The sequence below is a fragment of the Terriglobales bacterium genome (assembly GCA_035454605.1).
GTDB lineage: Bacteria > Acidobacteriota > Terriglobia > Terriglobales > Acidobacteriaceae > DATMAB01.
Map to the genome: position 1 here is coordinate 1 of DATIGQ010000182.1, position 10,231 is coordinate 10,231.

Annotated in this window: 11 protein-coding genes; 8 read left to right on the forward strand and 3 right to left on the reverse strand. The window is 64.7% G+C overall.

The annotated features are described in order from the left end of the window. The coding region (gene panB / locus VLE48_12885; protein ID HSA93901.1) for a 3-methyl-2-oxobutanoate hydroxymethyltransferase at window positions 1–726 on the forward strand (726 nt) is incomplete at its 5' end. A gap of 168 nt (window positions 727–894) precedes the next feature. After that, the gene (panC, locus tag VLE48_12890) at window positions 895–1,758 is read left to right on the forward strand and encodes a pantoate--beta-alanine ligase (protein ID HSA93902.1); all 864 of its coding nucleotides are present in this window, start codon (window positions 895–897) and stop codon (window positions 1,756–1,758) included. Between the two features lie 46 nt (window positions 1,759–1,804). Here the strand turns inward: panC and VLE48_12895 are convergent, their stop codons facing one another. The 3 genes from VLE48_12895 to bcp form a co-directional block, all read right to left on the reverse strand. Next, on the reverse strand, window positions 1,805–2,419 hold the full coding sequence (locus VLE48_12895; protein ID HSA93903.1) for a DNA-3-methyladenine glycosylase: 615 nt from the start codon (window positions 2,417–2,419) through the stop codon (window positions 1,805–1,807). 130 nt (window positions 2,420–2,549) lie between these two features. Continuing rightward, window positions 2,550–4,331: a DUF885 domain-containing protein gene (locus tag VLE48_12900; protein ID HSA93904.1), complete on the reverse strand. Its 1,782-nt coding sequence runs from the start codon at window positions 4,329–4,331 to the stop codon at window positions 2,550–2,552. Between the two features lie 37 nt (window positions 4,332–4,368). After that, window positions 4,369–4,911 (reverse strand): thioredoxin-dependent thiol peroxidase, encoded by a 543-nt coding sequence (gene bcp / locus VLE48_12905; GenBank protein ID HSA93905.1) that lies wholly within the window; start codon window positions 4,909–4,911, stop codon window positions 4,369–4,371. Here bcp and VLE48_12910 point away from each other — a divergent pair. From VLE48_12910 to VLE48_12935, 6 genes are read left to right on the forward strand one after another with little or no spacing between them, the layout of a single operon-like run. Then, complete coding sequence (locus tag VLE48_12910) at window positions 4,820–5,983, forward strand: hypothetical protein (protein ID HSA93906.1); 1,164 nt, start codon at window positions 4,820–4,822, stop codon at window positions 5,981–5,983. The genes bcp and VLE48_12910 overlap by 92 nt on opposite strands. Before the next feature lie 23 nt (window positions 5,984–6,006). Next, on the forward strand, window positions 6,007–6,210 hold the full coding sequence (locus tag VLE48_12915; protein HSA93907.1) for a hypothetical protein: 204 nt from the start codon (window positions 6,007–6,009) through the stop codon (window positions 6,208–6,210). Then, on the forward strand, window positions 6,211–6,474 hold the full coding sequence (locus tag VLE48_12920; GenBank protein HSA93908.1) for an OsmC family protein: 264 nt from the start codon (window positions 6,211–6,213) through the stop codon (window positions 6,472–6,474). Between the two features lie 40 nt (window positions 6,475–6,514). Beyond that, window positions 6,515–7,855: an amidohydrolase family protein gene (locus VLE48_12925; protein ID HSA93909.1), complete on the forward strand. Its 1,341-nt coding sequence runs from the start codon at window positions 6,515–6,517 to the stop codon at window positions 7,853–7,855. A gap of 7 nt (window positions 7,856–7,862) precedes the next feature. Continuing rightward, a complete protein-coding gene (locus tag VLE48_12930; protein HSA93910.1) occupies window positions 7,863–9,098 on the forward strand; it encodes an MBL fold metallo-hydrolase in 1,236 nt (411 codons plus the stop codon). A gap of 2 nt (window positions 9,099–9,100) precedes the next feature. Beyond that, the gene (locus VLE48_12935; GenBank protein ID HSA93911.1) at window positions 9,101–10,048 is read left to right on the forward strand and encodes an MBL fold metallo-hydrolase; all 948 of its coding nucleotides are present in this window, start codon (window positions 9,101–9,103) and stop codon (window positions 10,046–10,048) included. The last annotated feature ends 183 nt before the right edge of the window (window positions 10,049–10,231 follow it).

The following is a 10,231-nucleotide window of genomic DNA, read 5'->3' on the forward strand; positions in this document are numbered from 1 at the left end:
CTCGCCCAGGTGATTCTGGGCTACGAGAACACGCTGCCGGTCACCATGGAGGAGATGCTGCATCACACGCGCGCGGTGCGGCGCGGAGTGAGATTCGCGCTGCTGATCGCCGACATGCCCTACGCGTCCTACCACCTGGGCGACGAGGACGCGCTGCGCAACGCCGCCCGCTTCATCAAGGAATCCGGCGCGGAAGCGGTGAAGATCGAAGGCGGAGAGAAACGCGCCGACCTCATCCGCCGGCTCATCGACGCCGAGATCCCGGTGATGGGCCACATCGGGCTGACGCCGCAGTCGCTGCATCGCATGGGCGGCTATCGCGTGCAGGGCAAGACGCTGGCGGCGGTGGAGCAACTGATGCGCGACGCCGTGGCGCTCGACCGCGCCGGCGTGTTCTCCATGGTGCTGGAAGGCATTCCCCGCGAGGTGGCCGCCATGATCACCGCCGAGGTGAACGCGCCTACCATCGGCATCGGCGCGGGGCTGGATTGCGACGGGCAGGTGCTGGTGCTGCACGACATCCTGAACCTGACCTTTGCCCCGCCAGCCAAGTTCGTGCGCCGTTACGGCGACGCCGGCGCGCTCATCTCCGGCGCCGTGCAGGCTTTCAAGCGGGACGTCGAATCGCGCGAGTACCCGAACGAGGCCGAGTCGTACCATCTGCCCAAGGAAACGCAATCGGCGCTGGAAACCATCGCGGTGCGCAAGCGGGCGATGGGACGATAAACCCTTGCTCTGTCATCCCGAGCGAGTGCGACCGAGCCCGCCGCGCCGGGCGAGGGAGTGCGAGTCGAGGGACAGGGCCTTTGTCCTGATGGCTAGCTGCTCAAAAACAACTGCATTGCCCCTCGACTCCGCCCGCCGAGGCGGGGCTCCGCTCGGGGTGACAATCGATTGAAGATCCTTCGTACCATCCCGGAAATGCGCGCCGCCTGCCGTGCCGCCCGCGAGACGGGCAAGCGCCTGGGCCTGGTCCCCACCATGGGCGCGCTGCACGCCGGGCACCTCTCCCTGGTGCGCGCAGCCCGGGCGCAATGCGACGTGGTCGCCGTCTCCATTTTCGTCAACCCCACGCAATTCGGCCCCACCGAGGACTTCGAAAAATACCCGCGGTCCTTGGAGCGCGACTGCGAACTGCTGGAGCGTGAAGCGGTGGACCTAGTGTTCGCGCCCGCGGTGGCGGAGATGTACCCGCCCGGCGCGGTCACCTGGGTCACGGTCGAGGGATTGAGCCAGAGGATGTGCGGAGCCTCGCGTCCCGGACACTTCCGCGGCGTCACCACCGTAGTCTCGAAGCTTCTTCACGTCGTCGAACCGGACGCGGCTTTTTTCGGGCAGAAGGACGCGGCGCAATGCACCATCATCCGCAAGATGGTGCGCGACCTGGATATGGGCGTCGCCATCGTCACCTGTCCCATTGTGCGCGAACCCGACGGCCTGGCCATGAGCTCGCGCAACGCCTACCTCGATCCCGCCCAGCGCGCTTCGGCGACCGTGCTCCACCGTTCCCTGCGGCGCGTCGAAGATTTGTGGAAAAAGGGCGAGCGCGGCAGCGCCAAGCTTATCGACGCCGCCCAGCGCATCTTCCTGGAGGAACCGGACGTGCGCCTGGACTACGTCGAGATCGTGAACAACGACACGCTCGATCCGGTGGAAGGCGTCTCTTCCGGCGCATTGGTTGCCGTGGCCGCGTTCGTCGGTTCAACCCGTCTGATCGACAACCTGCTCTTGCCACCGAGCACGAAGGAAACATCCTAGAAAAGTTGCCTCGGCGATCTTTGCGACCTCGGCGGTGAGGCTCGCCCTAGTGCGACACGAACGCATTCCCCGCAATCACGTACCGCAGCGGCATCTCGGCCGATTTGCGGATGCCGATGCGGCGGGTGAGGGCGACGCGACGGGGCTTGAAGCCGTCGTCACAGAGGAACAGGTCCGACCGGCGGGATGCCAGGTCTTTTCCGTTATCGCGCGCGCGGGTGATGTCGAGCGCCTGGCACAGCCGCCCGGGACCGCTGGTGAGCCGGCGCATTCCGGCGCCGCCGGGCAAGTGACGCGCCCGCGCCATGTCCTCGAGTCCTGCAATCGGCTCCAGCGCCCGGATCAGGACGCAGCCCGCTTCTCCCGCGGGCAGGCAGGAGACGTTCAGGCAATAGTGATTGCCGTAGATGAAATAGACGTAGGCGTGACCGGGCGCGCCGAACAGCACACGGTTGCGAGCTGTGGGTCCGGCTGCGGCGTGGGCTGCAGCGTCTCCCTTGCCCAGGTAGGCCTCGACCTCGACGATGCGCCCGGCGAGGCGCTTCCTGCCACGCATCCGCACCAGCACTTTGCCCAGCAACTGGCGCGCCACCCGCCGCGGATCGCGGGTGTAGATGGCCCTCGACAGCAGCCGCATCCCGCGCTTGCCGGTTTTCTTCATCTCTAAACACTTAACCACAGAGGACACAGAGGAGCACAGAGGTCTTTCTTCTTCCTCCGTGTGCCTCAGCGTCCTCTGTGGTTCCGTTCCTGCTGTTGTGTTGCTTCGTGTCCTTTGTGGTTGAGCGCTTCTAATCGGCCTTCTGCGCTCGGTTCTTCGCCGCGATCCACTGGTTCACGTTGCGCTCGAGGATATCGAGCGGCACGGCGCCCGAACCCAGCACCACGTCATGGAACTCGCGCACGTCGAACTTGTCGCCCAATTCCTTTTTCGAGCGCGCGCGGAGTTCCTTGATCTTCAGCTCGCCGATCTTGTAGGCCAGTGCCTGACCCGGCCAGGCGATGTAGCGGTCGATCTCGTTCACCACGTCCAGTTCCTGCTTGGCGGCGTTGTCCATGAAGAAGTCGATGGCCTTCTGCCGGTCCCACTTCATGGAGTGCATGCCGGTATCGACCACCAGCCGGACGGCGCGCCACATCTCGTAGGTGAGCTGGCCGAACTTGGCGTAGGGGTCCGTGTACATGCCCATGTCCTCGCCCAGCGACTCGGCATACAGGCCCCAGCCTTCGACGAACGCGGTATAGCCGCCGTAGCGCCGGAAGTTGGGGATCTCACCCAGCTCCTGCGCCAGAGCGATTTGGAAGTGGTGGCCCGGGACGGCCTCGTGCAGCGAGAGCGCCATCATCTCCCACTTGGGCCGAGCTTCGGGCTTGTACAGATTCACGTAGTAGGTACCGGCGCGCGAGCCGTCGGCGGCCGGGCCGTTGTAGTAGGCCGTGGTGGTGTCGGGCGCAGCCGCGGCGGGGATGGGCTCCACGCCGTAGGGCATGCGCGGCATGGTTTTGAAGACCTTGACCAGCCTGGGGTCGATCTCCTTGGCCATGGCGCGATAGGCCTCCAGCAGCTCGTCGCCCGTCTTGTAATAGAACTTGGGATCCGTGCGCAGGTACTGGAAGAACTCCTGACGCGTGCCCTTGAAACCCACCTGGTCCATGATGGCCTGCATCTCCGCGCGGATGCGGGCGACCTCGCTCAGCCCCAGTTCGTGGATCTGCTGCGGGGTCAGGTCGGTGGTGGTGAAGCGGCGCGCCCGCGCGGCATACATTTCCTGGCCCATGGGCATTTGCCACGCGCCCACCTGGTCGAAGCACGCCGGGTAGTACTCTTCGGTGAAGAACTTCTTGAACTGGCGGAAGGCGGGAACAATGCCCTCGGCGATGGCTTGCTTGGCCGCGGCGCTGAGCCGCTGCTGATCCTCTGCCGGGATGGACTTGGGAAAGCTGGCGAACGGCTTGTAGAACGGGCTCCGGGTGGGATCGTCCACGATCTGCTTGTCGATCTGCCCGGGGATGCGCTGCATGATGACCTTGGGATGCACCATGCGCGCCTTGATGCCCTCCCGCATCAGGGCGATGTTCTGGTCGAGGTAGGCGGGAAAGGCCCTTAGCCGCGCCAGCCAGTCCTCGTAGTCCTTGACTCGGTCGAAGCGCAGCAGATCGGAAAGCTCGTTGTCGGTCTGCGGACCTCCGCGCTGGTTCAGCGGCAACAGGAACCAGCGGTACTTGTACATCCCCACGTCGGTGCTGACGTCCTTCTGGAACAGGTCATAGTTGAGCTGGTCCGCCGACGAAAGTTGGGCGCGGTCGATCTGCTTCAGCTTCTCCAGCACCCCGAGATCGTGCTGGTGCCGGGCCTCGATGGCGGCCAGGCTCAAGTCGTCCCAGCGATCATTCCAGCGGCGGTCGCCGAGCTGCGAGGCCCAGGTGGGATTCTGCTCCATGGCGTAGTCCCACTCGGCGGCGAACAGCCCGTGGAGTGCGTGGGTAGCCGGGTTGTGGCCCTCATGTTGGGCCAAAGCCACGAGGGGCAACAGCGATGCGAACAACAGCGAGACCATAAGCGGGCGATGCATGATCGACTCCTTGTCGCGATGAGTGCTTTGAAGAGCGTTAGTGGAGCGCGGCCAGGACCTCCTCCGCGTGCCCATCCGCCTTCACCTTGGGGAACACGCGGACGATTCTGCCTTCCGGACCGATCAGGAACGTGGTGCGCTCGATGCCCATCACCTTTTTGCCGTACATGTTCTTCTCTTTCAGCACCTCGTAGGACTTGGCGACCTTCCTGTCGGTGTCGCACAGCAGGGTGAAGGGCAGATCGTACTTGTCCTTGAACTTCTTCTGCGCCGCCGGAGTGTCGGGGGAAATTCCCAGCACCACCGCCCCAGCTTTCTGCATCTTCTTGTATGCGTCGCGGAACCCGCACGCCTCGATGGTTCAACCGGGCGTGTCGGCCCTGGGAAAGAAATACAGCACCACGTTCTTTCCGCGGAAGTCCTTCAGCGACACCTTGGCGCCATTCTCGTCCAGGAGGCTAAAATCAGGGGCCTTGTCATTCGCGTCCATGATCGTGTCTCTCGGGGCCCGTAAGAGGGGACAACCCTTATACCGCAGGCGGCGCGGTGGCGTCATCCTCCTGCTGCTGGCGCTGGCCATGATTCCGCTTGCCGCCCAGCGGCGCCCCAAGCCCTCGGAGCGCCTGCGTGCGCTGGGCGTGCTCGAACTGGAAAAGGACGCGGGCGGCAAAGCGCGCGCGCGCCTGGTGCCGGTCACCATCCTCGATCACGGCCAGTACTTCGACGCGGGACTCTACAAGGCTACGCCGCGGCCCATGGCGCTCGACCCGGGCATCGTGTATGAGGCCTTCCGCTCGGGCGAGTCTGCGGGATTCTTCACCGTCGGGCGGGCCGTGGAAGAGAACCGCACCTGGTTCGCCTTCGGGGAGTGGGAGCCTCCGGACTCCAAGCCCCCGGAGAAGCCGGTGGTCGTGGCCAGCCGCGGAGGTGAAGATGAAGGACCGCCGCGCCTGCGGCGGCCAGCCGGGGGACCTTCCGAGCCGCAGACCAAGTCCGAGCCGGTTCCCGAACCGCCGCCCGATCCGGACAGGCCCATCCTGAAGCGCGGCAAACCGGAGACCCAGCCTGCCGAAGAGCCGATGGTCGAGTTCAAGCCTGCGGCCGAGGTGGAGCGCGTGGCGGTGATTTCCGACGAGTCGCCCGCCGACATGCGGCCCTATCGCTTCCCCTGGAATCGCGATGAGGAAGAGCGCCTCACGGCGGCGATGAGCAAGCTGGCCGAGGAGCAGGTGGCGCGGTATCTCGCCTCGCGTCCCGGACCGAAGCTGGCGCCCGCCGGACCGCTCGATGCCATCCAGGTGCGCGCCTTCGACGTCAATTACGACAACGAGCCAGAATTGATCATCACGGCCCGCCAACCGGCAAGGTCGCAGGCCAAAGGGAAGGGCGAGCAGCGCATCTGCTACGTGACCGTGGTAGCGCGCTCCAACGCGTACGGTGAGTTGCGCCGCCTGTTCAGCCAGGTGACGGACAGCCTGCGGCTGGAGTCGATGCCCCGGCTCGAGCTGGTGGATGCCGTCGATTCCGACGGCGACAGCGTCGGCGAGCTGCTGTTCCGGCGCGCCGGCCAGACGACTACGAGTTACGCGCTTTACCGCGTCACCTATGACAGCTTGTGGCTGCTGTTCGAGGGTGCGGCGAGCGCGAACTGAGACCCATCGCAGGGAGGAGCTTCGTGCCCAACATCGTCTATGTTTCCAACGTACGTATTGAGCGACGCGCCGGCCCGTTGCGTGTCGCCCACCTGCCCGGCGAGGCGCAACCGGTCATCTTCAGCGTGCACGGCGCCATCGCCGAGCACTACAAGATGGACCCGGCGAAGATCGGCGAATCGCACGCCGCCACGCTCGACTACGTGGTAGCCGCGGCCGGCGGTTGAATGCTGGGCACCTTTGCCGGCGCGCTGGATGCGCGCCAAGTCGATGTCTCGGGCCCTCTCATCGCCGAAGTCCGCGGCGAGATCGAGTCCGAAGACGGTGTGCTGGTCATCAAACGCATCCATGTCGCGCTCCAGCTCAAGGCGTCGGAAGACGCTCGGGCCACCGTGGAGCGTGTGCACGGAATCTACGCCCAGAAGTGTCCCGTGTACCGGTCGCTGTACAAAGCCATCGACATCACGTCGTCGTACGAGCTGGTGAAATGAGAACGGTAGCTGTGGCCAGGCCACTGCCAGAAGGAACGAGATGCTAAGACCGATCGCAATCCTTGCCTCTGTTCTTGTGGCCGCGTCTCTCGCCGCACAGCAGTCCCCTTCGGCGCCACAACCCGTCACACTGATCAAGGCCGCGCGCATTCTCGACGTGAAGGCGGGAACGTACCTTGCTCGAGGGGCCCTGCTCATCGAGGGCGAGAAGATCAAAGAAGTGGGTCCGCTGGCGGAGTTGGAAAAGCGCACCCCGAAAGATGCGCAAGTCATCGATTTGGGCTCGGCCACGGTGCTGCCCGGCCTGATTGACTGCCACGCGCATCTGCTGATCTCCACCGAGCCCACCCTCGGCCCGGGCGCCAACATCGTGCTGGCGGTCACCGAACTGCGTCCTGCCGAGCGCGCGCTGGTGGGAGCGCGCAACGCCCGCGAGGCCCTGGAAGCCGGCGTGACCTCGGCGCGCATCGTGGGCCACTCGGGCGTGGACGCGGATGCCGCCCTGCGCGACGCCATCAACGCCGGCTGGTTGCCCGGTCCTCGCTTGCAAGCCGCCGCGCGCAAGATCACTCCTCCGGGCGGCCAGGCCGTAAGTGTGCAGGCAGCCGTCTCGGATGCTGTTCTGGCGCAAGAGTTCTTGCCCATCAGCGGCGTCGATGAGGCCCGCCGCGCGGTGCGTCAGGCGCTTTACGACGGAGCGGACCTCGTCAAAGTGGTGATGGATGCCGGCAAGCGCTTCATGACCCCGGAAGAGATCAAGGCGGTGGTAGAGGAAGCGCATCGCAGCCGGATCAAGGTGGCGGCACATGCCACGACGGTGACCGGCATCCAGGCGGCCATCGACGCCGGCGTGGATTCCATTGAGCACGGCGACGAGGCCACCGACGAGCAGCTCCGCGCCATGGCCGCCAAGGGAATCTTCCTGGTGCCTACTTTGCGCACCGAAGCGCTCTTCCGGCAGCTCTACGAGAGCTCGATCGTGTTCACACCCCAGCAACGCGACGGCTTCGAAGGTTTCCTCAAGCGATGGAACGAGCAGAGTCGCGCAAAGATGGAACGCGCCGGCAAGGCGGGCGTCAAAATCGCTTCCGGCACCGACATGTGGCATGACTTCCCCGGCAAGACGCGCGGCCAGGCCACCGTGCTGGCGCTGGAGTCGCCGGCAGCCTTCGGGGTGAGCCCGCTCGACACCATCCGCAGCGCCACCCTGAACGCCGCCGAGCTCATGGGCTGGAGCGACCGAGCAGGCGGACTCGAAGCCGGCAAGTTCGCCGATCTGATCGCCGTTCCCGGCGACCCGCTGGCCGACATCACCCAGCTCGAGCGCGTCCACTTCGTGATGAAGGGCGGCAAGGTGGTGCGCAACGAGATCGGCAAGTAGGTTGACGATGACCAATGCCCGGTTCAGCGTGCGGGTCGCTGTGGCCCTGCTCACCCCGGCTGCGGCGCAAACGCTCTTCCTGGAGAATCTCTCCAAGACATTTGCCTATAACGCGGCGGCTCCACTCGACGTGAAGGAGACCGGCGTCGAAAAGCGCGCCGGTGCGACCGTGCACGACCTCACCTACGCCAGCCCGCAGGGCGGGCGCGTGCCTGCCGCCGGCGATGCATGTCGTCATCGGAAGGTCGGCGATGTTCCGTTACAATGGCGGACTCTGAACGTCGAACGAGGTGAGCCTATGCGCGTGGGTACGAAACTGGCGGTAGTGCTGGTCATGCTGGCCGCGACGGCAGCGGCCCAGCAACAGGTGGACTGGGAAAAGGTAGAGATCAAGGCGCAGCCGGTGGCCGGCGGCGTCTACATGCTGACGGGGCGCGGCGGCAACATCGGCGCTAGCGTGGGCGAAGACGGCATCGTGGTGGTGGACGATCAGTATGCGCCCCTTGCGGCCAAGATCCAGGCGGCGCTAAGGAGCCTCTCCGACAAGCCGGTTCGTTTCATCCTGAACACGCACTGGCACAGCGACCACACCGGGGGCAACGCCGATTTCTCCAAGCTGGGGACCATCGTGGCCCAGGAGAACGTGCGCAAGCGCCTGGCCGCGGGCGGCAGGACCCGCTTCGGCGCGGTGGAGCCCGCCAAGCCCGAAGCGCTGCCCATCATCACCTTCAGCGAGCGCGCCACCATTCACCTGAATGGCGAGGACATCCGTGCTATCCACTTCCCGCACGGACACACGGATGGCGATAGCGTGGTGTTCTTCACCAAGTCCAACGTCGTGCACATGGGAGACGACTTCTTCAACGGCATTTTTCCTTTCATCGACGTGGACAACGGCGGCAGCGTGCAGGGCATGATCGCCAACGGCGAGAAGATCCTGGCCGAGCTGCCGGACGACGTGAAAATCATCCCCGGACACGGTCCCCTGGCGGCGAAGGCAGAGCTCAAAGCCTTTATCGAGATGCTGCGCGGCACCTCCGGTGCAGTGGAGGCCGCCATGAAGCAGGGCAAGACGCTAGAGCAGATGAAGCAGGAAAGAGTCCTGGCTGCGTGGGACGAGAAGTGGGGCAAGGGCTTCCTGAAGACCGACGATTTCACCGAAATCTTGTACGCCTCGCTTACCCAGCAGCCGGCCGGGTATCACAACCACGGGCATGCGGAGGAGAGGCGGGCGGGGAACTGACCATGCGAAAAACCTTTTTTGTCGGAACGTTGATCCTTCTGGCCTCCACGCTTCACGCCCAGCAACCCGACTGGTCGAAGATCGAGATCAAGGCGGAGAAGGTGGCGGGCAACGTCTACATGCTCTACGGCGTTGGCGGATTCGCCGGCGGCAACATCGGCGTGAGCGTGGGCGAAGACGGCATCGTGCTGGTCGATGACGAGTTCGAGCCCCTGGTGCCCAAGATCCAAGCGGCCCTGGCCGGAATCACCGATAAGCCGGTGCGCTTCGTGCTCAACACCCATTGGCACGGCGACCACACCCACGGCAACAAGGTATTCGGCAAGACCGCTACCATCCTCGCGCAAGAGAACGTGCGCAAGCGCATGGAGACGGACACGCGCTTCGACGACCGGCCTAATACGCCCACGCCGAAGGTTGCTCTCCCGGTCATCACCTTCAGCGACCGCGCGACCATCCATCTGAACGGCGAGGACATCCGCGGCATCCACACCCCGCATGCCCACACCGACGGCGATACGGTCGTCTATTACACGCAGTCGAACGTCATCCACATGGGCGACGATTTCTTCAACAAGATGTTCCCGTTCATTGATCTCGATAGCGGCGGCTCGGTGCGCGGCTACATCGCTGCGGTGGAGAGTGTGCTCAAGGAAGCCAAGCCGGATACGAAAATCATCCCCGGCCACGGTCCTCTGGCTACAGTGGACGACCTCAAGGCCTTCCACGCCATGCTGACCGAGAGCCTGGCCATCGTCGAAGCCGGCGTGAAACAGGGCAAGTCGCTCGAGCAGTTGAAGAAAGAAAAAGTCCTGGCCAAATTCGATTCCTGGGGCGGGGGCTTCATCAAAACCGATGGCTTCCTGGAAATGATCTACAAGGACCTGACGAAGAAGCCCATGGGCTACCGGCGGCACGGGCATTTGAATGAGACGACGGGCGGGCCGTAGACAGGAGCCCCTGTGCGGGCGCGGATGGCGAGGCCCGGCAGCCCTACTTCTTCTTCACGGTCAGCTGGAACGGCATGTGAAACTTGCCGCGGTTTTGCCATCCCTTGCCAAACTGGACTCTCAAGCAACCCTCGTCGGCCGAGTCAGCTTCAATCACCCACACGTCCACGGCCGGCACTGCCA

Bases quoted from the DNA above. Each gene is read 5' to 3' on its own strand.
- VLE48_12895 (HSA93903.1), bottom strand. From the start codon at position 2,419: ATGAAGAAAACCGGCAAGCGCGGGATGCGGCTGCTGTCGAGGGCCATC.
- VLE48_12900 (HSA93904.1), bottom strand. From the start codon at position 4,331: ATGCATCGCCCGCTTATGGTCTCGCTGTTGTTCGCATCGCTGTTGCCC.
- VLE48_12910 (HSA93906.1), top strand. From the start codon at position 4,820: ATGATCGTGTCTCTCGGGGCCCGTAAGAGGGGACAACCCTTATACCGC.
- VLE48_12920 (HSA93908.1), top strand. From the start codon at position 6,211: ATGCTGGGCACCTTTGCCGGCGCGCTGGATGCGCGCCAAGTCGATGTC.
- VLE48_12925 (HSA93909.1), top strand. From the start codon at position 6,515: ATGCTAAGACCGATCGCAATCCTTGCCTCTGTTCTTGTGGCCGCGTCT.
- VLE48_12930 (HSA93910.1), top strand. From the start codon at position 7,863: ATGACCAATGCCCGGTTCAGCGTGCGGGTCGCTGTGGCCCTGCTCACC.
- VLE48_12935 (HSA93911.1), top strand. From the start codon at position 9,101: ATGCGAAAAACCTTTTTTGTCGGAACGTTGATCCTTCTGGCCTCCACG.